Raw genomic sequence first — 24,117 nt, 5'->3', positions numbered from 1 at the left:
TCCCGGCGCACCGTACGAGCGCCCCCGGGCGCCCAGGGCCCCGCGGCCGCAGGACGGCCCGTACGGCACGCCTCCCCAGGGCACTCCGGCGCGGGGCACCCCGGTGTACGGCACCCCGCCCCGGGGCACGCCCGCGTACGGGACGCCCCCGCACGGGACATCCGCCCACGGCACCCCGGCGTCCGGCACCCCGCCGCACGGCATTCCCGCCCACGGGACACCGCCGCACGGCACGCCCCGGGTCCGCGGCGGGCACCCCCAGCAGTACGAGGCCGGCGGCGGCTGGGGCGCCGCGACCGCGCGCCCGGCGCCGTACGCCACGGGTGTCGCCCCGCCACTGCAGCCGGCGTCCGGGACCGTGCCGAGGCCCCGGCAGGACTTCGTCGAGGCGTTCGACGACGGGGTGTTCCCGGCCCGTACCCCGCGCCGCCCGCCCGGCCGCGGCCCGGTGGTCCGGACGGCGGCCGCGGCCGGGGACCCGAGCCCTCGGCGGCGGGCGGCGAACCGCCGGAGGACGGCGACGGGGCGGCCCGGGGGCACGGGCGGCGGTGACGACCCCGACCGCCAGGCCCGCCACTCCGGGACCGGTGAGACCGCGGAGAAGGGCGGCAGGGGCCGCGCCTTCACCGGGGTCGCGGCGGCCGCCGTGACGACCGTGCTGGCGATCGTCGTGGCGGGACAGGTCGCCGACGGCGGCCCGAACACCGATGCCGCCCCGGTGCTCGGCGGCGGACAGCGTGACGACGGCGCGGGGCTCTCCCGCTCCGACGACCGCAAGGCGGTGGAACAGCCCGGTGGCGTGGTCCGGAAGCCGCAACGGCTGTCGTACGCGGACCGGATGGCGCGCAAGGACACCCTCGACCCGCAGCTCGCCGGCCCCGGCGCCTTCCGGACCGTCGGCAGTCCGGCGGAGGGCACCGGCAAGGGGCAGGTGGTGCGCTACCGCGTCGACGTCGAGAAGGACCTTCCGCTGGACGGCGACCTCTTCGCCGAGGCCGTCCACCGCACCCTCAACGACGAGCGGAGCTGGTCCCGGGGCGGGGCCCGCACCTTCGACCGGGTGACCGGCGCCGACGCGGACTTCGTGATCACGCTGGCCAGCCCCGGGACGACCGGGGTCTGGTGCGCCAAGTCCGGACTCGACACCACCGTGGACAACGTTTCCTGCGACTCGGCGTCCACCCCGCGGGTGCTGATCAACGCCTACCGCTGGGCGCGGGGGTCGAAGACCTTCGGCGACGACATCGCCGGGTACCGCCAGATGCTGATCAACCACGAGGTGGGCCACCGGCTCGGCCTGAACCACCGGTCCTGCACCGCGCAGGGCGCGTTGGCGCCGGTGATGATGCAGCAGACCAAATCGCTCTCCTCGGCCGGCATCACCTGCCGGCCGAACGCCTGGCCGTTCCCGTAGCCTCCGGGCCGCCCGGGCCCGGGGCGCCGCTTCACCGTCGCCCGTGGCCCGTCCGCCTGTCACGCCGCCACTGCCCCGCCACCGCCCCGCCTCCTGCCGGGCGGTGGCGGGGCGGCTGCCGGTGCGCCGTGGCGTGCGCCGGTGCCACGCCCCTGCCTGCCGCTCCCGGGCGCGCGGCCTGCCGCTCCCGGGCGCGCGGCCTGCTGCTCCCGGACGTGCGGCGGGCCGAGTGAGGCCCGGTGACAGCCGCCCGGCGCCGGGGCGGATGATCACGCAACGCCTCCGAGCCTGAAAAGTCACGAGCATTCACCCCTTTTGGTGGTGCTGCGGACAACCGTCCGTCGGGCCGCCCGGCGGCCTCGTACGGTCGTGCCGCTGTCCGCCGGACGGCCTGTGCGGAGACAGGTGGTGCACTCGTGCGTGTTGACGTATTCACGGAACGTGTGGGTCCGTATGCGACCCGTGAGACAGAGGTGTCCCGGGGCGCCCCGGGTTCGCGGGGCGCGGGCTGTGCCGCGGCACCCCCCGCCGGCCTCCGCGGCAGGGCCTCCCGGGCGGAGGCGGAACGTTCCGCTCCGCCGCCGCCGTCCCCGCCGCCGGGCCCCGCCCGCCCACCGGGTGCGCTGATCCCCGGCAGACCGTCACGGCCGGAGAACACCACCGGCTCCCTCCCGTCCACCCGCCGCGACCCCCGCCGCGGCGCACCCGGCGGCCCCATCCCGGCCGCCCCGCCGGTTCCCGCACGGAACCGGGCTCCGCCCTTCCCGAATCGCAAGGAGAACGAGACATGACGTCACGCGACTTCCGTACCGGCGCCCCGGGTCCGTCCCGCCGCACCGGCGACCTCGCCGGCCGGAAGCGGGAGGGCGGGCGATGAGGGTGCTGCTGATCGGTGCCAACGGCTTCATCGGACGGCATGTCGCCGAACGGCTGCTCGCGGACCCCGCCGCGCAGCTCACCGCGCTCGGCCGGGGCGACGACGCCGATGTCCGCTTCGACCTGGCCGGCGGCAGCCCCGGCGCGCTGGCCCGCTTCCTGGACGCGGTGCACCCCGGTGTGGTCGTCAACTGCGCGGGAACCACCCGCGGCGGTGCCCGGGAGCTGACCCGGCACAACACCGTCGCCGTGGCGACGATCTGCGAGGCACTGCGCCGCAGCCGCTGTGGCGCCCGGCTGGTGCAGGTGGGCTGCGCCTCGGAGTACGGGCCCGCGCAGTCCGGCTCCTCCACGGCCGAGGACGCGGTGCCGCGCCCCGGCGGGCCGTACGGGGTGAGCAAGCTGGCGGCGACCGAACTGGTCCTCGGCTCGGACCTGGACGCCGTGGTGCTGCGGGTGTTCTCGCCGGCCGGGCCCGGCACGCCGGCGGGCTCGCCGCTCGGCCGGCTGGCCGAGGCCATGCGGCGCGCCCTCCAGTCGGGCGACACCGAACTCAGGGTCGGCGGCCTCGGCGTGCAGCGCGACTTCGTGGACGTACGGGACGTGGCGCGCGCCGTGCACGCGGCCTCCCTGTCGGCCGCCCAGGGCGTCGTCAACATCGGGACCGGACGGGCCGTACGTCTGCGGGACGTGGCCGGAGTGCTCGCGCGGGTGGCCGGATTCGGCGGGGCTGTCCGCGAGCTGGACATCGCGTCTCAGCGCGGGCCCGGCGGAGGCGGGACGGGGGAGCAGCCGCCGCCGCCCCCGCATCCGTACCCCGACGGCTGCGGCGCCTGGCAGCAGGCGGACGTGCGCACCGCCCGCGACCGCCTCGGCTGGCGGCCCCGGATCGGTCTGGAGGAGTCGCTGGCCGACATCTGGATGGAGGCGGCATGTCGTCTCTGACCCGGAGCGGCCCCCGCCGGGAGGTGAGAGAGGCAGCGGCCGCCCGGCCGGGCGTCGGCGTGCCCGGCTGCGCGCATCCGCTGCTCGCCCCCGCGGAGTGGGCGGCTCTCACCCGTCCGCACACCCCGCTGGACTGGGCGGTCCTCGACGTCGCGCGCGGGCCGGGCGCGCTGCCCGACCCGCGCTGCCTGGAGGCGGCCGGACGGCTGCGGAACGGCGGGGTGCGGGTCCTCGGCCTGCTGGACCTGGGCCACGGCACCCGGCCGTTCGGCGAGATCGTCCGGGACGCGCGGCGTTTCACCGAGTGGTACCGGACGGACGGCTTCTATCTGCGCCGCTGCCCGGGCCTGTACGCCGCCCTCGACGGGGTCCGCCGCCTCGCGGACGCCCTGCTGGCGCTGCGGCAGGACGCGCATCTGGTGCTGGAGCACGGGCTGCACCCGGACCCCGGCTTCGCGGAGATCCCGGGCTGCCAGCTGGTGACCTTCGCCGGGCCGTGGGCGGAGTACCGCTGGTCACAGGCGCCGGAGTGGACGGCGGAGTACCCTCCGGAGCGGTTCTGCCACCTGGTCCACTGCCTGCCGCGCGGCCATCTGGAACAGGCGCTGCGGACCGCCCGTTGGCTGGGGGCCGGGACCGTCTACTTCACGGACCGGACCGACCGCGGCGACGGCGGGTGCCCCTGGGAAACGCTGCCCGGGTACTGGGACGAATTCGTCTCGCGGATCGGAACGCGTGTCTCGGAATGAGAAGGGGCGTGGCAGTGTTACGGAGAGAACCAACTGTCCTCTTAACGACCAACGGAGTCCCCGTGTCGCTGCCACCCCTGGTCGAGCCGGCCGCCGAGCTCACCGTCGACGAGGTCCGCAGGTACTCCCGCCACCTGATCATCCCGGACGTCGGGATGGACGGGCAGAAGCGGCTCAAGAACGCCAAGGTGCTGGCCGTCGGGGCCGGAGGGCTGGGCTCGCCGACCCTGATGTACCTCGCCGCCGCGGGCGTGGGAACCCTCGGCATCGTCGAGTTCGACGAGGTGGACGAGTCCAACCTGCAGCGCCAGGTCATCCACAGCCAGGCCGACATCGGCCGGCCCAAGGCGGAGTCCGCCCGGGACACCATCCTGGGCATCAACCCCTACGTCGATGTCCGGATCCACGCGGAGCGGCTGGACAGCTCCAATGTGATGGAGATCTTCGCCGAGTACGACCTGATCGTGGACGGCACGGACAACTTCGCCACCCGCTATCTGGTGAACGACGCCTGCGTGCTGCTGAACAAGCCGTACGTCTGGGGTTCGATCTACCGCTTCGACGGCCAGGCCTCGGTCTTCTGGAGCGAGCACGGGCCGTGCTACCGCTGCCTCTACCCGGAGCCCCCGCCGCCGGGCATGGTCCCGTCCTGCGCCGAGGGCGGCGTGCTCGGCGTGCTCTGCGCGTCGATCGGGTCGATCCAGACCACCGAGGCGATCAAGCTGCTGGCCGGCATCGGCGAGCCGCTGCTCGGCCGGCTGATGATCTACGACGCCCTGGAGATGACGTACCGGCAGGTCAAGGTCCGCAAGGACCCGAACTGCGCGGTCTGCGGCGAGAACCCGACCGTCACCGAGCTCATCGACTACGAGGCCTTCTGCGGTGTCGTCTCCGAGGAGGCCCAGGAGGCGGCGGCGGGCTCCACGATCACTCCGGCGCAGCTCAAGGAGTGGATCGACAGCGATGAGAAGATCGACATCATCGACGTCCGGGAGCCCAACGAGTACGAGATCGTCTCGATCCCCGGCGCGCGGCTGATCCCCAAGAACGAGTTCCTGATGGGCACCGCTCTTCAGGACCTGCCCCAGGACCGGAAGATCGTCTTGCACTGCAAGACGGGTGTCCGCTCCGCGGAAGTCCTCGCGGTCCTGAAGAACGCGGGCTTCTCGGACGCCGTTCACGTCGGCGGCGGCGTGATCGGCTGGGTCCACCAGATAGAGCCGGACAAGCCGGTCTACTGACCGGCGGTGCCGGCGGTCCGGCCGGCACGGGTCCGCGGAAGGCCCCTCGCGCACCGAGCGATGCGCGAGGGGCCTTCCCGCGTGTCCGGGGGCGCCGTCCGGGCCCCGGGCCCGTCCGGCGCGCGGGGCTCAGGAGCAGGTCGTGCCGTCCTCGGGGACCTCGCCGTCGAGGAAGTAGGCGTCGACGGTCTCCTTCATACAGGCGTTCCCCGAGCTGTACGCGCCGTGGCCCTCGCCCTCGTACGTCAGATGGATGCCCACGCCCTCGCCGAGCCCGTCGGCCATGATCTTCGCGCCCTCGTAGGGCGTCGCCGGGTCGCCGGTGGTGCCGACCACCAGGATCGGATCGGCGCCCTCCGCGCTCACCTCCGGGCGGCCCGCGTCCTCCCGCACCGGCCAGCCGGCGCACCAGCCGGCCAGGTCCCAGGCCAGGAACTCCCCGAAGACCGGGGAGAGTTCGCGGAACTCCGGCAGGAGTTCCCGGGCCTCGCCGAGACTCATCCGGTCGGCGGAGTCGGCGCAGGATATGGCCCGCTGGGAGTGGCTCTGGCTGCTGTACCGGCCGTTCTCGTCCCGGTCGTTGTAGGCGTCGGCCAGGGTGAGCAGCCGGCTGCCGGTGCCCGCTTCGAACGCTTCCCGCAGGGCGCCGGTCAGCTGTTCCCACAACTGCTCGGTGTAGAGGGCGCGGACGATGCCGGTGCGGGCCAGGGACTCGGTCAGCTCGCGTCCGCCGGAGGCCGGGAGCGGATCGCGGTCCAGCCGGCGCAGCAGTCCGGCGATCTTCTCGGCACCGGCCGCCGGATCGCTGCCGGCCGGGCAGGCCGCGCCCTGTGCGGCGCAGTCGGCGAGGTAGTTGTCCAGCGCCCGCTGGAAGCCGGTGGTCTGGTTGCGCGCGTGCCGCACGTCGTCCGCGGAGGGGTCGCTCACCGCGTCGAGCACCAGCCGCCCCACCCGCCGCGGGAAGAGGTGGGCGTAGACGGCGCCGAGCCGGGTTCCGTAGGAGAAGCCGAGGTAGTGGAGCTTGTCGTCACCGAGGACCGCGCGGAGCAGGTCCAGGTCGCGGGCCGCGCTCTCGGTGCCGACGTGGGGCAGCACCGTGCCGGACCGGCGCTCGCAGCCGGCCGCGAAGTCCTTGGCGTCGGCCAGGAACGCCTTCTCCTCCGCCGCGTCGTCCGGCGTGTGGTCGAGCCGGGACGCCGCGGCCTCCATCGCCTCGCTGTCCCGGCAGACCACCCCGGAACTCCCGGCGACGCCGCGCGGGTCGAAGCCCACCAGGTCGTACCGGGAGTTCAGGTCGTCGAAGACGGTGCCCCAGCCGGGGAGGCTGGCCACCCCGGAGTTGCCGGGGCCGCCGAAGTTGAGCAGGAGTGAGCCGATCCGCTCCCCGCGGTCGGTGGCCCGGGCGCGGATCAGGGCGATGCCGAGGGTGTCGCCGTCCGGGTCGGCGTAGTCCAGCGGTGCCTCGACCGTGGCGCACTGCCAGCGGGCCCCGGGGGCCCGGGCCGAGGAGCCGAGCTCCGCGGCCGGTGCCTCGCACTCCTTCCAGCGCGGCTTCTGGCCGGTCAACGCGGCGGGCAGGGAGGGCGGTTCCCCGCCGTCCGTGCCGGGGGAGGCGGACACGGCGGCCTTCCCGGGCGCGCTCTCCTTCCCCTTCTCCTTGTCCCCGCACGCGGCCGTGGTGGCGGCCAGCAGCAGCGCGACGGCGGCCAGCGCCCCGGCCCGGACGGTTCTGGACATGTGGGCTCCACTTCGCCTGGCAACCGTCGGCTCGGGGGCGCTCGACGTGAGAGGAACGACGACGCAACATCGTAGGCCCTGGGTCTGTCAGAGGGTGACGAAAGTGACTTCTGTGGCCTTGACCCCGACCCAGACCGGGGAGCCCTCGCCGAGTGCCAGATCGGCCGCCGCCTGCGGGGTGATCTCGGCGACGACGTCCGGTTCCGCGTCGATCAGCACCCGCAGCCGCCCGCCCTGCGCGCCGATCTCCCGTACCGTGCCCCGCCAGACGTTGCGCGGACTGCCGGACGGCCGCCGGGTGTGGAGGGACACGGCCTCGGGACCCACCACGGCCAGCGCCCGGCTGCCCGCCGGCGGCAGCGGGTCGGCGGCCACCAGGCGTCCGCCGCCGTCGAGGTGCAGGACAGCGGCCGCACCGGCGCCGTCCGCCGCCGCGGTGGTGCCCGGCCACGCGTTCCGGCCGAGCATCCGCGCCACCCACGGGGACCGCGGATGGCGGGAGACCTCCGCCGGCGCCGCGTACTGCACGGCCCGGCCCTCCTCCAGGACGAGCACCCGTCCGGCGAGCGAGACCGCCTCGACCGGATCGTGCGTGACGATCAGGCAGACGCCGGGGAAGCCGGCCAGATGGGTGCGCAGGGTGTGGCGCACCGCGGCCCGGGTGGTCTGGTCGAGCGCGGCGAGCGGCTCGTCCAGGAGCAGCAGCCGGGGGCGCGCTGCCAGGGCCCGGGCGAGGGCGACGCGCTGCGCCTGGCCGCCGGAGAGTTCCCCGGGCCGCCGGTGCGCCAGCCCGCCCACAGCGAGCCGGTCGAGCCACCGCTGGGCCTCCCGGCGTGCGACCGCCCGGCTCACGCCCTGGGCGCGCGCGCCGTAGGCGGTGTTGGCGAGGGCCGAGAGATGCGGGAAGAGGGCGCCGTCCTGCGGTACCCAGGCGACGCCGCGGCGGTGCGGGGGGAGTGCGGAGACATCGCGGTCGCCGAGGAACAGCTGTTCGGCCCGGGCGCGGGGGGTGAGCCCGAGGAGGGCGCGCAGCAGGGTCGTCTTGCCCGCCCCGTTGGGACCGACGACGGCGACGGTCGTTCCGGCGGGCACGCCGAGGGAGACCCGGGTGGAGCCGGTGACCTCCGCGGTGAGGGGGAGTCCGCCGTCCGGCGCGGCGGGCGGGGACGGGCCCGGGCCCGGGTTCGGGTTTGGGTTCGGGTCCGGGTCCGGGGCGCTCCGCGTACCGCCGTCCGTGCCCGCCTCCGCGCCGCCGTCCGCGGGGGCACGCGTGCCGCCGTCCGCCGCGCCGGGCGGAGGCGCGGAGTGGTCCGCTCCGGCCGGGGCGGAGACCGCCGGACGCCGGCCGGTCAGCCAGCGGCCGCGCAGCGCGATCAGCACGGCCGTCGCGATGGCGAGCAGCAGAAGGGAGACCGCCGTCGCGCCCTCGGGGTCGTCCTGGAGCAGGAGGTAGACCTGGAGGGGCAGGGTCTGGGTCGTCCCGGGGAGGTTCCCCGCGAAGGTGATCGTCGCCCCGAACTCGCCGAGCGCCCGCGCCCAGCACAGCGCCGCCCCCGCGAGCAGGCCCGGCGCGACCATCGGCACGGTCACGGTGGCGAACACCCGCAGCGGCGGGGCGCCCAGGGACGCGGCCGTCTCCTCGTAGCGCGGATGGAGGCCGGACAGCGCCCCCTCCAGGCTGATCACAAGGAATGGGAGGGAGACGAAGGCCGCCGCCACGACGGCCCCGGCGGTCGAGAAGGGCAGGCTGAGCCCGGTCCACGCCTCCAGCCGGCCGCCGAGCAGGCCCTGGCGTCCGTAGCCCTGGAGCAGGGCGACACCGGCGACCGTGGGCGGCAGGACCATCGGCAGCATCACCAGGACGCGCACCAGGCTCCGGCCGGGGAAGCGGACGCGCGCCAGCAGCCAGGCCAGCGGCACCCCCAGGACGAGGGACAGCAGCAGGGCCCAGCCGGAGACGGCGAGGGAGAGCGTCAGCGCCTCCAGGACGGCGGGCCGGGTCAGCCGCTCCGGCAGTCCGGTCCAGGGTGTCCCGGCGAGCACACCGGCCAGCGGGACGAGGAGGAAGGCGACGGCGAGGGCGGCCGGCACCGCGAGGGCGAGCGGCGGGCGCCCTCCGGGCCGCCGGAGACGGTTCCGCGCTCCGGGCCGGGCGCGCCGGGCGGTGGTGCCGCCGGAGCTCCCGCCGTGCTGTCCCGGGCATTCCCCGGGGGTTGTCCCGGGGACCGCCCCGGGGGTTCCGGTGCGGCTCACGGCCGGGTGAACCCGGCGTCGCGCAGCAGGCGCTGGGCCGGCTGCGAGCGGAGCCAGCGGACGAACTCGGCGGCCGCGGCGGGGTGGCGGGAGCCGCTGAGCGCGGCGGCGGGATAGGACACCGCGGCGTTCCGGCCCTCGGGCAGGTCCACGGCCGAGACCGCGTCCCCGGCACTCATGACGTCGGTGCGGTAGACGAGGCCGGCGTCGGCCTCCCCGAGCCGGACCTTGCTCAGGACCGCTCGGGTGCTCGGTTCCTGGGAGACGGGGGTGACGGTGACGTCCGCCCCGTCCAGGACCCGCTCGCTGTAGCGGCCGACCGGGACCTCGGGGGCGGCCAGGACGACCTTGAGGCCGTCCCGCCCCAGATCGCGGAGGTCCCGGACGTTCTCGGGGTTCCCCGGGGCCACGGCGATGACCAGTTCGTTGCCGGCGATCACGGCCGGGGTCTCCGTGTCGTCCGCCACCGCGTCCATGGTGGTGGTGTCGGCGGTGACGACCACGTCGGCGGGCAGCCCCTGCCGCACCTGGGACACCAGTTCCTGCGAACCGGCGAAGGAGAGGCGCACGGAGGTTCCCTGGTGGGTCCGCTCGTAGCGGGTGGCGAGCCGGGCGGACACATCGGTGAGCGAGGAGGCGGCCAGGACCGTCAGCTCCGTCGTACCGCCGTCCGCCTCCGTGCCGCCGGAGCCGGAGCCCGGGGCGCAGGCGGTGGCGGAGGCGAACACCACAGCGGCCGCGAGGGCGGCCGGCGAGGCCCGCGCCACGGCCACCGCGCGGGGTGCGAAGCTGCTGTGGTCCATGGCTGCTGCTCCGCGGCTCAGACGAGATCGATGTGGACGTTGGTGGACTTCACCCGGGCCACCGCCTCCATCCCGACGGCCAGCCCCAGTTCCTCCACCGCCTCCCGGGTCAGCAGGGACACCAGGCGGTGCGGACCGGCCTGCACCTCCACCTGCGCGGCGACATCGCCGGTCTTCACCGAGGTGATGATCCCGGGGAAGGCGTTGCGGGCGGTGGTGTACGGCTCCTCCTCGCCGTCGCCCGGGTGGCCCTCGGCGGCCAGGGCGACGGAGAAGGCGGCCAGATCCGGGCCCTCGATCAGCCGCTTGCCGGCGCCGTCCCGGCGGGTGGGGAGCCGGCCGGAGTCCGCCCAGCGGCGGACGGTGTCGGGACTGACGCCGAGCAGCCGGGCCGCCCGTCCGATGGTGTAGGACCGCATGTGCGGCACTGTACGGATGTTTTCCTCGCACATGCAAGGAAGAGGTCGGGCGAAGTGCGGCAACTGCGGCACCGCGAACAGGACGCGGCCGTACGGGGCGGGCCCCGGCGGGCGAGGAGAACCACGCCCCGGGAGACTGCGGGCCGCCGCGGGCCGGTGGCCCGTTAGATGGCGGCCTTGCGGGTGAGCTGCGTGAAGGCGAACCACCCCGGCAGCACCGGCAGCCAGAACGTCATCAGCCGGAAGAGCAGCACCGCGGGGGTGGCGATCTCCTTCGGCAGGCCGGCCGCGATGAGGCCCAGCGTGAGCGCCGCCTCCACCGCGCCGACGCCGCCGGGGGTCGGGGCCGCCGAGCCGAGCGCGTTGCCGGCGAGGAAGACGACGGCGATGCTCGCGTAGCTCAGCTCGCCGCCGAACGCCCGGATCGAGGCATCCAGGCACATGACGAACGCGAGCTGCATCAGCAGCGTGCCGCCGATCCCGGTGAGCAGCTTCTGCGGACGCTGCATGATGTCGAGCATCCGCGGCACCACCCCGGCGAAGAGCGACCGCACCCGGGTGGAGACGAACTTCCGCAGCACGGGCACCGCCGTGACGATCAGCGTCAGCACCGCCGCCGTCAGCAGTCCGGCGATCACCGTGCGGGAGGGCGAGAGCGACGGAGTGCGCTCCGTGCCGGTGAGATAGCCGAAGGTGGCCAGCAGCAGGATGTGCAGGCCGAGGCCGACGAGCTGCGAGGCGCCGACGCTCGCCACCGCGAGCCCCGGGCGCACCCCCGCCCGCTGCAGGAAGCGGGTGTTGAGCGCCACCCCGCCGACGGCGGCCGGGGCGACCAGCTTCACGAAGGAGCCGGCGACCTGGGCCATCACCGTCCGGATGAAGGGCACCTTCTCCGAGACGAAGCCGAGGAGGTTCAGGGTGGCGCCGAGGTAGCTGAGCGCCGCGAAGAGGAGGGCCGCCGCCACCCAGCCCCAGCGGGCCTCGGCGACGACGTCCCGGAAGCTCACATGGGTGAGCTGGGAGAGCAGGAAGTACGCGGCGAAGGCGCCCGCGATGAAGGTGACGAGGGTGCGCGGCCGGATCCGTTCCAGCCGGGCCGGCTCGACCGGGGCCTGCGGGCGGATCAGCAGGACCTGCCGCCGGATCTGGGCCAGCAGGTCCTCCTCGCGGGCCTCCTCGATCGCCTCGTCCACGGCCCGCTTCTCGGCGCGTACGGCCTTGCGGTCCGGCAGCAGCGAGGACGGGCCGTGGGCGGCGGCGTGCCGGGCCCGGGACGCCTCCACTGCCGCCTCCCGCTCCCGCTGCGCCCGGTCCTTGGCGCGTCTGCGGAGTTCGGCGCGGGTGGCGCGGCTGAGGGCGATCGGCTGGAGCAGCGGCAGGCTGTCGGCGACGGCGTCCGGGCCGAGGACGGCGACCGCGGCGCTCACCGACCGCTCGGCACCCACCCGCAGCCCGAGCGTGGTCAGCAGCTGGGCCACGTCCATGCGGAGCACCAGGTCGCTCGCGGCGATCTCGCCGCCGCGCAGGTCGGTGAGGACCACCCCGCCCGAGCGGTCCACCAGGATCGCGTCGCCGACGAGTCTGCGGTGGGCGATCCGCCGTGACTGGAGTGCGCGCACCTGGTGCCAGGCGCCGTGGAGCAGATCGTCGGTGATCTCGTCCTCGGGCAGGGAGTCCAGGCTGCGGCCGCCGGTGTGCTCGTAGACGAGCATCACGGCGTCCGGGCCGAGCTCCGAGGTGGCGATCAGCCGGGGCGCGTTGGCGCCGGCCGCGATGGCGGCGTAGGCGAGCAGCGCCTCCTGCTCCAGTGCCTGGCGGAGCGACTGGAGGCTGCGGCGCTGGGTGATGCCGCGCAGGGCCATCCGGCGCCAGACCCGGTAGAAGAAGCCCTGCGCCTGCTGTTCGCGGTCGACGACGGTGACGTCGAGGGGCGGGCCGTCCTCCAGGGTGACGAGGTAGCTGCGGCCGCGGTCCTGCCGCTCCGCCTCCTGGTCGTCCTCGGTGCGCAGGGCGCGGACGGGGGTGAAGCCGACGCGGCGCAGACCGGCCAGCAGCGTCTGCCCGGTCGGCCGTACGTTCGGCGAACCGACGGCGTAGAGCGTGCCGTAGGCGACGGTCCAGCCCAGCAGCACGGTGACGACGATCGAGAACGGGGTCGAGAAGCCGCCGACGAGCACCGCCAGCGAGTCGAGCAGCAGGACGAACCAGAGGACCACCCGCCAGCGGGGCCGCCGGGCCATCCCGACCGCCGTCATATAGGCGATGACGGGCGCCAGATAGCCGTGCACCGGGTCGGTCACATCACCGTTGGGTGCCTGCTGGGTGAGCGCGTCGCGGATGGAGCCGGGGGCCGACTCGGCCACCCACAGGTCGGTGAGGAGCGCGAGGCCGTGGGCCAGGACGGCCGCCAGCACGCCGTCGGCGATGCGCAGCCCGTCGCGCTTGGCGAGCCGTTCGATGGCGAAGGCCACCGGCACGATCAGCACGGCGACGCTGGAGGCCAGACCGGCGAAGTTGATCAGGAGGGTGGGCGCCTGGCCGGTGCCCTTGCCGATGTCCTTCTCCAGACCCTCGGTCGTCCCGTGCGCGAAGGCGGCGACGGCCAGGACCACGGCGATGCCGAGCACGCCGACCAGCAGCCGTACGAGGTCGGGCGGGCGGTGCACGCGGGCGGGCAGCAGCGGCTCGTCCCCGGAGACGGGGTCGGTGTGCTCCTCGGCGCGCCGCCCCGCGGGGGTGGCGCCGGAGTCGGCGCGCTCGCGGCCGGCCGCTGTGTCACCGGAGGAGCCGTCGGAGGAGGGGTCACCGGAGGAGCCGTCGGCCGGGAAGGCGCCGTCGGCGGCGGTGTGACCGGCGGGGACGTCCGGGCGCGGCGGCGCGGCGGAGCTGCCGGCCCCCTCGGGGCCGCGGCCGTTCCGCTGCTCTGCCGTCTCTTCTTGGTCTCGTATCACCAGTCACCGCCCGAAAGATGGTGTCACGGTTGCGCCCGATCGAGGGGCAGGAGGGCGCATTTCGGAGGCGTGGGAAATCCCACGCACGCCCCTCGGCGCGCCGCCCGGGACCCGGCCGGCGGCCGCACCGGGACGGTGTCGGCGCCGTGGTGCAGGATGGGCCGGATGAGTGGAGAGAGCACCCCGGACGGACCGGGGGACCTGCCCGAGTACGCGGAGCGGGTGCTGGCGACGGCCGAACTGATCCCGCCCGGCCGCGTGATGACGTACGGCGACGTGGCCGAGTGGCTCGGCGAGTCCGGTCCCCGGCAGGTGGGCCGCGTCATGGCGCTCTACGGCGGCGCCGTCCCGTGGTGGCGCGTGGTGCGCGCCGACGGAGCGCTGCTGCCCGGGCACGAGAGACGGGCCCTCGCCCACTACCGCGCCGAGGGCACCCCCCTGCGGCAGCCCCGGGGCGGCTCCGGCCGGACCCCGAGAATCGACCTGGCGGCCGCCCGCTGGGACGGCGGTACCGGCGCGGCCGCGGGGGACGGCGCCGCGCCGCGCGGTGCGGGGGGCGGCGCGGAGCGCGGTGCCGGGGCGAGGAGTCACATCGGACAGCATCCGTCATCCAGCCCGTGAAACGCCCGCGGGTCTTCCCCGTGAAGCGCCCGCGCGTTCTCCCCGGGCCCCGGACGGACCGGTGTGCCGCACGGCGCCCCGTGCTTCCATGAGCGGGGCGCCCCCGCCGCCGCGGACGGGCGGCACCCGCGCACCACCGTCACACCCGGCCGTCACCGGGCACCCCCCGGCACACGGCGACCAGCACACCCACCAGGACCGGCGACCCACGTGAGCACCTCCCTCCCGTCCCTCTCCCCGCACCCGCGGGTACGGCAGCAGCCGGCGGGTCCGTACCGGCTCGTGCGGACCCCGCCCGGGCCGGTGGCCCCTCCTGTCCTGGACGCGGACCAGCGCGCCGTGGTTGAGCACGGCGGGGGACCGCTGCTCGTGCTCGCCGGGCCCGGCACCGGCAAGACCACCACCCTCGTGGAGACCGTCGCCGAGCGGGTGCGCCGCGGCACCGACCCGGCGCGCATCCTCGTCCTCACCTTCAGCCGCAAGGCCGCCGTCGAACTGCGCGACCGGATGGCCGCCCGGCTCGGCGGCGGCGGACCGCAGGCCACCACCTTCCACTCGTACTGTTACGCGCTGGTGCGGGCGCACCAGGACGCCGATCTCTTCGCCGATCCCCTGCGGCTGCTGTCCGGACCCGAGCAGGACGTCGTCGTCCGCGAGCTCCTCGCCGGGCAGACCGAGCTGGAGCGCGGGGGGCGCGGCGCGGTGCGCTGGCCGGACGACCTCCGCGCCTGCCTGACCACCCGCGGCTTCGCCGACGAGGTCCGCGCCGTCCTGGCGCGCAGCCGGGAACTCGGCCTGGGCCCCGGTGCGCTGGGCGCCTTCGCGGCCCGGACCGGACGGCCCGACTGGAGCGCCGCGGCCTCCTTCCTCGCGGAGTACCTCGACGTCCTCGACGCGCAGGGCGTGCTCGACTACGCCGAACTGGTGCACCGGGCCGTGCTGCTCGCCGAACGCCCCGAGGTCGCCGCCGAGATCGCCGGACGCTACGACGTGGTGCTGGTCGACGAGTACCAGGACACCGACGCGGCGCAGGTCCGGCTGTTGCACGCGCTGGCGGGCCGGGGCCGCTCCCTGGTCGCCTTCGGCGACCCTGACCAGTCCATCTACGCCTTCCGCGGCGCCGACGTGAACGGCATCCTCGGCTTCCCGCACGCCTTCCCGCGGGCCGACGGCCGGCCCGCGCCGGTGCGCGTGCTGCGCACCTCCCGGCGGTCCGGTGCCGCCCTGCTCGCGGCGAGCCGCCTCGTCACCCGCCGGATGCCGCTGCCCCGGCTGCCCGCCGACGTCGTCCGCGCCCACCGGGAGCTCGCACCGGTACGGGACGGCGGCCGGGCCGAGGTCTTCACCTATCCGACGGCGGGCGCCGAGCTGGACAACATCGCCGACATCCTGCGCCGCGCACACCTGGAGGACGGCGTGCGGTGGAGCGACATGGCCGTCCTGGTGCGCGCCGGAGGGCGCTCCATTCCGGGCGTGCGCCGGGCGCTCACCTCGGCAGGCGTCCCGGTGGAGGTCGACGGCGACGATCTGCCGCTGCGCCACGAGCCGGCGGTGGCACCGCTGCTGACGGCGCTGCGCGCGGCGGCCACGGCCGCGCTCCCCGGCCGGCGGGACCTCGCGGACCGCGGGCCGGCCGACGGCGTCGCGGCCGGGGCGGAGGACGGAGCCGGGGCGGAGGACGGAGCGGGAGCCCGGACGGAAGCCGGGCAGGCCCCGGCGGAGCCGGAGGCCGGGGCCCGGGCCGGGGCCGGCCCGGAACCGGAGCCGGGATTCCAGCCCGAGCCGTGGGCCGCCCGGCTCGACACCGAGACCGCCCTCACCCTGCTCACCTCCCCGCTGGGCGGCATGGACAGCACGGACCTCCGGCGGCTCGGCCGGGCCCTGCGCGAGGAGGAGCGGGCGGCGGGCAACCCGCTGCCGCGCCCGTCCGACGTCCTGCTCGCCGAGGCCCTCGCCGAACCGGAGCGGCTCGTCGCGCACGACCCGGCGTACGCGCGGGGCGCGCAGCGGCTCGGCACGCTGCTGCGCAAGGCGCGCGAACTGCTGGCCGGCGGCGGCACCGCCGAACAGGCGCTCTGGGAGCTGTGGGACGGCACCCCCTGGCCGTCGCGGCTGGAGCGGGCCGCCCTGCGCGGCGGCGCGGCCGGGCGCAACGCGGACCGCGATCTGGACGCCGTCTGCGCGCTGTTCGAGACCGCCGCGCGCGCCGAGGAGCGCATCGGCGGCCGGGGCGCCCTCAACTTCCTGGAGGAGCTGGACGCCCAGGACATCGCCGCCGACACGCTCTCCGGCCGCACCGTCCGGCCCGACGCCGTCCGGCTGATGACGGCGCACCGGGCCAAGGGCCTGGAGTGGCACCTGGTGATCGTCGCCGGGGTGCAGGAGGGGCTCTGGCCCGATCTGCGCCGCCGCGGCTCCCTGCTGGAGGCCGACCGGATCGGCCGGGACGGCATCGCCGAACCGCTCACCCCCGGCGCCCTGCTCGCGGAGGAGCGGCGGCTGTTCTACGTCGCCGCGACACGGGCCCGCGAGCGGCTCGTCGTCACCGCCGTCAAGGCGCCCGCGGACGACGGCGACCAGCCCTCCCGCTTCCTCACCGAACTCGGCACGGACCCGGTCGACGTCACCCAGCGCCCGCGGCGCCCGCTGTCCGTGGCCGCGCTCGTCGCCGAGCTGCGGGCCACCACCGTCGATCCCGCCGCCTCACCGGCTCTGCGCGAGGCGGCGGCCGAGCGGCTGGCCCGGCTGGCCGCGCTGCGGGACGAGGACGGCCGCCCGCTCGTGCCCACCGCGGACCCCACCCGCTGGTGGGGCCTGTACGAGCCGACGCACAACCGGGTCCCGCTGCGCGACCGGGACCAGCCCGTCGCCCTCTCCGGCAGCGCGCTCGACCAACTGGTGAACACCTGTTCTCTCCAGTGGTTCCTGGGGCGGGAGGTCAGGGCGGACAAGCCGTCGACCGCCGCGCAGGGCTTCGGCAACGTCGTCCATGTGCTCGCCGACGAGGTGGCCTCCGGCCGCACCCCCGCCGATCTGGACGTCCTCATGGAGCGGCTGGACTCCGTCTGGGACTCCCTCGCCTTCGACGCCCCCTGGAAGTCCCGCCAGGAGAAGGAGAACGCGCGTGCGGCGCTGGAGCGCTTCCTCAGCTGGCACGTCCTGGACCGGGGCGCCCGCACCCCGGTCGCGGGCGAACACGACTTCGACGTGACGCTGGAGGCGGGCGACCACGCCGTCCGCATCCGGGGCAGCATGGACCGGGTCGAGGCGGACGCCGAGGGACGCGCCTACGTCGTCGACTTCAAGACCGGCAAGTCCAAGCCGGCCGGCCCGGAGGTCGCCCGCCATCCGCAGCTGGCCGTCTATCAGCTCGCGGTGCGCGAGGGTGCGCTGGACGAGGTCTTCGGGGGGCGCACCCCCGAGGCGGGCGGCGCCGAGCTCGTCCATCTGCGGCTGGGGGCGCCCAAGAAGGAGGGGGGTGACGCCCTGCCCGCCGTCCAGGCGCAGGAGCCGCCGGTGACGGAGGCCGGCGAACCGGCGGAGTGGGTGAGCGGGCTGCTCGCCGACGCGGCCGGCCGGGTCCTGGACGAGCGCTTCACCCCCAGCACCGGGCAGCACTGCGGGCACTGCGCCTTCCAGAACTCCTGCTCCGCCCGGCCCGAGGGCCGGCACGTCGTGGACTGAGGCCGGTACCGCGGAAACGGCGGCCGGGGCCCGCCCGCGACGGCTAGGCTGCGGGAGCCGGCGCGGGCCGTCTCCGGAGTCCCGGCCCCGGCCCTTCCGCCCTCCGCCCCTCGGGCACCAGGGCTCCGGGCCCGCCGCGGACGCCGCCGCGGCCACGGCTGTCGGCGGGCACCGCTAGCCTCACTCGGGTGGCAGCACGCATCACCGACCCCGAGCAGCTCAAGGAGCTCCTCGGCATCCCCTTCACCCCGGAGCAGACGGCCTGCATCACGGCGCCGCCCGCCCCGCAGGTGATCGTGGCCGGAGCCGGCTCGGGGAAGACCACGGTGATGGCCGCACGCGTCGTCTGGCTGGTCGGCACCGGACAGGTCGCGCCGGAACGGGTGCTGGGCCTGACCTTCACCAACAAGGCGGCCGGAGAACTCACCGAGCGGGTCCGCAAGGCCCTCGCGGCCGCCGGGATCACCGACCCGGACCCCGGCCCCGGTCCCGGAGCGCTGCCGCGGCCGCGCGGCGAGGGGCGGGAGCGCGCCCGGGCCGGTGGCGAGCCCGGCCCCTCCGGAGCCCCGTCCGGCGACGAGCCGTCCGGTGAACCGCAGATCTCCACCTACCACGCGTTCGCCGGGCAGCTCCTCAAGGAGCACGGTCTGCGCATCGGGCTCGAACCCACCGCCCGGCTGCTCGCCGACGCCACCCGCTTCCAGCTCGCCGCGCGCGTGCTCCGCACCGCCCCGGCCCGTACCCGGCCCTCACCAAGTCCCTCCCCGCCCTGGTCGAGGATCTGCTCGCGCTGGACGCGGAACTCGCCGAGCACCTCGTGGAGCCGGAACGGCTGCGCGCGCACGACACCGCGCTGCTGCGCGAGCTGGACGGTGCCCGGCTGAGCAACGCCGAGCTGCGGAAGGTCCCCGAAGCCGCCCGCGCCCGGCTGGAACTCCTCGAACTCGTGAGCGCCTACCGCGAGGAGAAGCGCCACCGCGACCTGCTGGACTTCGGCGACCAGATCGCGTTCTCCGCGACCCTCGCCCGCACCCGCCCCGAGGTCGGCCGCATCCTCCGCGAGCAGTTCGAGGTCGTTCTCCTGGACGAGTACCAGGACACCTCCGTGGCCCAGCGCATCCTGCTCTCCGGGCTGTTCGGCGGCGGCACCGGCCACGCCGTCACCGCGGTCGGCGATCCCTGCCAGGCCATCTACGGCTGGCGCGGCGCGTCCGTCGCCAACCTCGACGACTTCCCCCGGCACTTCCCGGACGCGTCCGGCCGCCCCGCCCGCCGCCAGGCGCTCAGCGAGAACCGCCGCAGCGGCGGCCGCCTCCTCGACCTCGCCAACCGGCTCGCCGCCCCCCTGCGCGAGATGCACGAGGGCGTCGAGGCGCTGCGCCCCGCGCCCGGAGCCGAGCGGGACGGCAGCGTGCGCTGCGCGCTGCTCCCGACCCACGCCGAGGAACTGGCCTGGCTGGCCGACTCCCTCGCCCACCTGGTCCGCACCGGCACCCCGCCGGGCGAGATCGCCGTGCTCTGCCGCACGGCCGGCGACTTCGCCCGCATTCAGGGCGCGCTCGTCGAACGGGACGTCCCGGTGGAGGTCGTCGGCCTCTCCGGGCTGCTGCACCTGCCCGAGGTCGCCGACCTGGTCGCCGTCTGCGAGGTGCTGCAGGACCCGACGGCCAACGCCGCGCTGGTCCGGCTGCTGACCGGACCGCGCTGGCGGATCGGCCCGCGCGACCTGGCACTGCTCGGCCGCCGCGCCCGTCTCCTCGTCCGCTCCCGGCCGGACGGCGACGCCGGTGACGACCCGGACCGGCGGCTGGCCGAGGCCGTCGAGGGCACCGACCCCGCCGAGACGGTCTCGCTCGCCGACGCCCTCGACACCTTCCTCGTCCCGGACGGGGCGGGACGCTCCGGCCCGTCCGGCCGACCCGAACGCTCCGACGACGGGCTGCCGTTCTCCGCCGCGGCCCGGGTCCGGTTCGCCCGGTTCGCGGCCGAGCTGCGCGAGCTGCGGCGCTCGCTCGCCGATCCGCTGATGGACGTCCTCCACCGGGTGCTCGCCACCACCGGCCTGGAGGTCGAGCTCTCCGCCTCGCCGCACGCGCTCGCCGCCCGCCGCCGCGAGACGCTCGGCAACTTCCTGGACGTCGCCGCCTCCTTCGCCGCGCTCGACGGAGAGGCCGGCCTGCTGGCCTTCCTCGGCTTCCTGCGCACCGCCGTGCAGCACGAGAAGGGACTCGACAACGCCCTGCCCGGCGGGGACAACACGGTCAAGGTCCTCACCGCGCACAAGTCCAAGGGGCTGGAGTGGGACGTCGTCGCCGTACCTGGCCTGGTCGCCAAGCAGTTCCCCAGCGCACAGCCGCGCGACTCCTGGACCTCCCGGGCCAAGGTCGTGCCGCACGCCCTGCGCGGTGACGCCGACACCCTGCCGGATGTCACCGCGTGGACGGGGGAGGGGATCAACGCCTTCCGGGCCGCGATGAAGGAACACCAGGCGACCGAGGAACTGCGGCTCGGCTATGTGACGTTCACCCGCCCGCGGTCGCTGCTGCTCGCCTCGGGCCACTGGTGGGGGCCGTCGCAGAAGCGGCCCCGCGGCCCCTCCGCGTTCCTCGAAGAGCTGCGGGGGCACTGCGAGGCGGGGCACGGGGAGATCGACGCCTGGGCCGAGCCGCCCGCGGAGGGCGAGGAGAACCCGGCCCTGCGGGAGGCCGCCGAGGAGCAGCCCTGGCCGCTGCCGCTCGACCCGGCGGCGCTGGCGCTGCGCCGGAGGGCGGCGGAGCGCGTCATGGCCCACCTGGACCGGATCGCCCCGGGAGAGCGCGGGCTGCCGGGGGCGGCGGACGCCGGTCCTGCCGGATTCGGCGCGCCCGGCACCGAGGCCCTGCCGCATCCGGCGGACGCCGTCGGGGTGGAGCGGTACGCGGAGCCGGGGAACGCGGCGGGGACCGGCGGCGAAGCGACCGGTGCGGAGGTGCCGGATGCCGCTGCGCCGGGTGCGGAGGTCCCCCCGGACCTGCTCTGGGGACCGGAGCTCTGGGACACGGAGCCGCCCCAGGATCCGGACTGGCCGCCCCCGCCGGAGGACGAGGACGGGAACGATCCGTTCATCCCCGGCAGCGGTGCACCCGCACGGCCCGCGCCACCGGACCGGCCGGAGCACGGGACGGTGGACGGCGCGGTGGACGGCGGGGTGGCGGAGCCCGAATCCGCCGCGTCCGGTCACGGGGCCGGGCGGGCCGGCGCCGCCACCGAGCACACGGACGGGCGGCGCCCCGGTGGCGTGCCCGAACACGCGGCGGCCGGGGACGGGCCGGGCCCGTCGTCGCGGATCCCGGGGCGGGACGGGGACCCCGCCCCGCCCCACGCCGACGGCGCCGCCGACAGTGCTGCCCGCGACGGAGCCCTCGGCGTTGCCGAGGCCCACGGCGCCGTACCCGACCCCGCGCGGGAGCGCGACGGAGCCGGGGAGCACCCGCGTGAGCCGGACACCACGGAGCCCGGCTCCGACCCTCCGCACCGCGGCGGCCCCGGTGCCGTCCCGGCCCAGACCCGCGCTCCAGGCGGACGTGAGCACACCGCGGAGACGGACCCGGACGCGGAGCCCGCCGCCGGCCCGCTCGTCCCCGAGGAGGCCCGCACCGTGGCGTCGTGGGACCGGGATCTGGAAGCGCTCGCGGGCGAGCTGCGCCGCGCCCGCGAGGCCGTGCGCGAGGTGCCCGTTCCCCGCACGCTGAGCACCTCCCAGCTGCTGCGTCTCGCCGCGGACCCGGGCGGCTTCGCGCGCGAGCTGGCCCGGCCGATGCCGCGCCCGCCGCAGCCCGCCGCCCGCCGGGGCACCCGTTTCCACGCCTGGGTCGAGTCGCGGTTCGAGGAACTGCCGCTGCCCCTGCTCGGGCCGGAGGAGCTCCCCGGCGGCTTCGACGACGAGGGCGCGGCGGGGCAGGAGATCGCGGACGAGCGCGATCTGGCGGCGCTGAAGGAGGCGTTCGGCCGCACTCCCTACGCGCGCCGCACGCCGTTCCGCGTCGAGGCACCGGTCCAGATCACGCTCGCGGGCCGGGTCATCCGGGGCCGCATCGACGCGGTGTACCGGGAGCGCGGCCCGGACGGAGACGTGTTCGAGATCGTGGACTGGAAGACCGGCCGCTCCCACTCCGCCGACCCGCTCCAGCTCGCCGTCTACCGGCTCGCCTGGGCCGAGCAGACGGGGGTTCCGCTGTCGTCGGTCACGGCGGCGTTCCTGTACGTCCGCAGCGGCGAGGTGGTCCGGCCCCGGAACATGCCGGACCGGAGGGCCCTGGAGGACATCCTCCTGGGCCGGAGCGGCAGTGACGGCAACGGCAACGGCGAAGGAGACGGAGACGGCGACGGCCACGACCCCGGCAGGGGCGACCGCGGCGGCGCGGGTGAGGACCGTGCGGACAGCGGTGGGGGCGCCGGGACAGCCGACGGCGGCGACGCCGGGCCCTGACCGCCGGATCCTGACCGCCGGATCCTGACCGCCGGCGGCGGCCGTCCGTCCCCGCCCGCCTCCCTCCGCGAGCAGACCGCCGCGCGGCCCGCCCGGAGTCCGCCGCCGCCCGGCCGGATAGGCTCGGAACCATGAGCGTCACCCCGGACAGCGCCGTCCGTGCCCCCGGTCCGTGCACCGTCCGGGCACCGCGCGGCCATGTCCGGCGGCCGCGACGGGGCGCCGCGCACCCGCTCCCGGGCGGCAGCCGCCCGCCCCGCCCGGCGCCCGCGCCGTGCCGCGCCGGCGGACCCGTCCCGCCTGCCGGGCCGGGGCCGCGTCCGGCCGGTCCCCGGCCCGTCACCGCGCGGCACACGCCGGCGTCCGCCCGTGCGGCAGAGGGAGAACACCGGCTCCCGGCGGCGGAGCGGCCGGCCGCCCACGGCTCCGGTGGCCGGTCCGTGCCCGCACCCGGCTCCCCGCCGCCGGCTCACACCCGTCCGCACCCGTCCGCACCGTCATCCCCGGGGAGCAGGAAGAAGCAGCCGTGATCATCTCGACCGACCGCCCCGACGCCCCGGACATCCCCTCACGGCCCCGGGCGGCATCGACCGGGCCGCGCACCACCGCTTCGACGAAGCGTGGCTCGCCGCGGCGTGGAGCCATCCGACGACGCGGGTCTTCGTCGTCTCCGGGGGGCAGGCGCTGATCGACGACACCCCCGACGGGCGCACCGAGCTGGTGATGACTCCCGCGTTCGAGGCCCCGGTCACCGAGACCCACCGTTACTTCCTCGGCACGGACGAGGAGGGCGTGCGCTACTTCGCGCTGCAGAAGGACGCCCTGCCGGGCCGGATGGACCAGTCCGCCCGCCCGGCCGGCCTGCGGGAGGCGGGGGTGCTGCTCTCCGCGCGCGACGCGGCCCTGATGGCCCACGCCGTCGCCCTGGAGAACTGGCAGCGGCTGCACCGCTTCTGCTCCCGGTGCGGGGAGCGCACCGTCATAGCGGCCGCGGGCCATGTGCGCCGCTGCCCGGCCTGCGGCGCGGAGCACTATCCGCGCACCGACCCGGCCGTGATCATGCTGGTGACCGATGACCGGGACCGCGCGCTGCTCGGCCGTCAGGTGCACTGGCCCGCCGGGCGGTTCTCCACCCTGGCCGGCTTCGTCGAGCCGGGGGAGTCGATCGAGCAGGCCGTGGTCCGGGAGGTGGCGGAGGAGGCCGGGGTCGCGGTCGGCGAGGTCCGCTACGTGGCGAGCCAGCCCTGGCCGTTCCCGTCGAGCCTGATGCTCGGCTTCCTGGCCCGCGCCACGTCGCCGCACATCACGGTGGACGGCGAGGAGCTCCACGAGGCGCGCTGGTTCTCCCGGGAGGAGCTGGGGGCGGCCTTCGAGTCCGGCGAGGTGCTGCCGCCGACGGGCATTTCCATCGCCGCCCGGCTGATCGAAATCTGGTACGGCAAGCCGCTGCCCGCGGGCTTTCCGCGCTGAGGCGGGTGCCGCGGGCAGCGGACGGTACGGAGGCGGCGGGAGCGGGCGCCGGGCCGGGCCGGGGCACGCGCGCCCCGCACTCCCGCAGCGCCGTCAGACGCCGAGCTTGGCCTTCACCTGGGCCAGCGAGGGGTTGGGCAGCGCGGAGCCGTCCGGGAACAGCACGGTCGGCACCAGCTGGTTGCCGTTGTTCACCTTCTCCACGAACTGCGCCGACTCCGGGTCCTTCTCGATGTTGACCTCGGTGTACGCGATGCCCTCGCGCTCCATCTGGCTCTTCAGCCGGCGGCAGTAGCCGCACCAGGTGGTGCTGTACATCGTCACAGTGCCCGTCGTGCCGGTCATGGATTACGGCTCCTTCGCTGTCGCCTGGTTACGGGGAGGCAACGTGCCGACGTGCGCGACCATTCCCGGGCCGCGTCCCGTCCGTCCGTGATCCGCCCCTCACCGGACGCCTCCTCCGCCCGTGCGCCCGGGCCCGCTCCC

13 protein-coding genes and 1 pseudogene are annotated in these 24,117 nt (G+C 76.1%); 8 read left to right on the top strand and 6 right to left on the bottom strand.

Annotation, left to right across the window (positions count from 1 at the left end):
- The first annotated feature begins 103 nt into the window (after window positions 1–103).
- The 4 genes from E4N63_RS10815 to moeZ all read left to right on the top strand — a co-directional run bounded on the left by E4N63_RS10815 (window position 104) and on the right by moeZ (window position 5,225).
- Window positions 104–1,414: a DUF3152 domain-containing protein gene (locus tag E4N63_RS10815; RefSeq protein ID WP_230240526.1), complete on the top strand. Its 1,311-nt coding sequence runs from the start codon at window positions 104–106 to the stop codon at window positions 1,412–1,414.
- An 873-nt stretch (window positions 1,415–2,287) separates the two neighbouring features.
- Window positions 2,288–3,235 carry an NAD(P)-dependent oxidoreductase gene (locus E4N63_RS10810; protein WP_230240525.1) on the top strand — a complete coding sequence of 316 codons (948 nt, stop codon included), beginning with the start codon at window positions 2,288–2,290 and terminating at the stop codon, window positions 3,233–3,235.
- Window positions 3,223–3,984, top strand: a complete 762-nt coding sequence (locus tag E4N63_RS10805) for a spherulation-specific family 4 protein (protein ID WP_230240524.1) — start codon at window positions 3,223–3,225, stop codon at window positions 3,982–3,984. Before E4N63_RS10810 ends, E4N63_RS10805 begins: the two co-directional genes overlap by 13 nt.
- Window positions 3,985–4,046: 62 nt before the next feature.
- Complete coding sequence (gene moeZ, locus E4N63_RS10800) at window positions 4,047–5,225, top strand: adenylyltransferase/sulfurtransferase MoeZ (RefSeq protein ID WP_043470069.1); 1,179 nt, start codon at window positions 4,047–4,049, stop codon at window positions 5,223–5,225.
- Window positions 5,226–5,354: 129 nt separating this feature from the next.
- Here moeZ and E4N63_RS10795 read toward each other — a convergent pair whose 3' ends face one another.
- The 5 genes from E4N63_RS10795 to E4N63_RS10775 form a co-directional block, all read right to left on the bottom strand.
- Window positions 5,355–6,962 carry an alpha/beta hydrolase gene (locus E4N63_RS10795; protein WP_230240523.1) on the bottom strand — a complete coding sequence of 536 codons (1,608 nt, stop codon included), beginning with the start codon at window positions 6,960–6,962 and terminating at the stop codon, window positions 5,355–5,357.
- Window positions 6,963–7,049: 87 nt separating this feature from the next.
- On the bottom strand, window positions 7,050–9,053 hold the full coding sequence (locus tag E4N63_RS10790) for an ABC transporter permease (RefSeq protein WP_230240522.1): 2,004 nt from the start codon (window positions 9,051–9,053) through the stop codon (window positions 7,050–7,052).
- Between the two features lie 158 nt (window positions 9,054–9,211).
- Window positions 9,212–10,018 carry a molybdate ABC transporter substrate-binding protein gene (gene modA / locus E4N63_RS10785; RefSeq protein WP_125623943.1) on the bottom strand — a complete coding sequence of 269 codons (807 nt, stop codon included), beginning with the start codon at window positions 10,016–10,018 and terminating at the stop codon, window positions 9,212–9,214.
- A 17-nt stretch (window positions 10,019–10,035) separates the two neighbouring features.
- Window positions 10,036–10,437 carry a molybdopterin-binding protein gene (locus tag E4N63_RS10780; protein WP_019710160.1) on the bottom strand — a complete coding sequence of 134 codons (402 nt, stop codon included), beginning with the start codon at window positions 10,435–10,437 and terminating at the stop codon, window positions 10,036–10,038.
- Between the two features lie 164 nt (window positions 10,438–10,601).
- Window positions 10,602–13,388, bottom strand: a complete 2,787-nt coding sequence (locus E4N63_RS10775; RefSeq protein ID WP_230240521.1) for a lysylphosphatidylglycerol synthase transmembrane domain-containing protein — start codon at window positions 13,386–13,388, stop codon at window positions 10,602–10,604.
- Between the two features lie 156 nt (window positions 13,389–13,544).
- Between E4N63_RS10775 and E4N63_RS10770 the strand changes: the two genes are divergently transcribed.
- From E4N63_RS10770 to nudC, 4 genes and pseudogenes are all read left to right on the top strand, one after another.
- Window positions 13,545–14,009 carry an MGMT family protein gene (locus E4N63_RS10770; RefSeq protein WP_125623945.1) on the top strand — a complete coding sequence of 155 codons (465 nt, stop codon included), beginning with the start codon at window positions 13,545–13,547 and terminating at the stop codon, window positions 14,007–14,009.
- Between the two features lie 210 nt (window positions 14,010–14,219).
- Entirely contained in the window at window positions 14,220–17,693 is a 3,474-nt protein-coding gene (locus tag E4N63_RS10765; RefSeq protein WP_230240520.1) for an ATP-dependent DNA helicase, read from the top strand.
- Between the two features lie 188 nt (window positions 17,694–17,881).
- Window positions 17,882–22,161, top strand: a pseudogene (locus E4N63_RS10760) (UvrD-helicase domain-containing protein).
- A 585-nt stretch (window positions 22,162–22,746) separates the two neighbouring features.
- Entirely contained in the window at window positions 22,747–23,631 is an 885-nt protein-coding gene (gene nudC / locus E4N63_RS10755) for an NAD(+) diphosphatase (protein WP_230242434.1), read from the top strand.
- 93 nt (window positions 23,632–23,724) lie between these two features.
- Here the strand turns inward: nudC and E4N63_RS10750 are convergent, their stop codons facing one another.
- Window positions 23,725–23,976 carry a mycoredoxin gene (locus E4N63_RS10750; RefSeq protein WP_019710156.1) on the bottom strand — a complete coding sequence of 84 codons (252 nt, stop codon included), beginning with the start codon at window positions 23,974–23,976 and terminating at the stop codon, window positions 23,725–23,727.
- Window positions 23,977–24,117 lie beyond the last annotated feature (141 nt).

It is taken from the genome of Streptomyces sp. MNU89, assembly GCF_020982505.1.
GTDB lineage: Bacteria > Actinomycetota > Actinomycetes > Streptomycetales > Streptomycetaceae > Streptomyces > Streptomyces xinghaiensis.
This window is presented reverse-complemented; position numbering and strand designations above follow the sequence as displayed.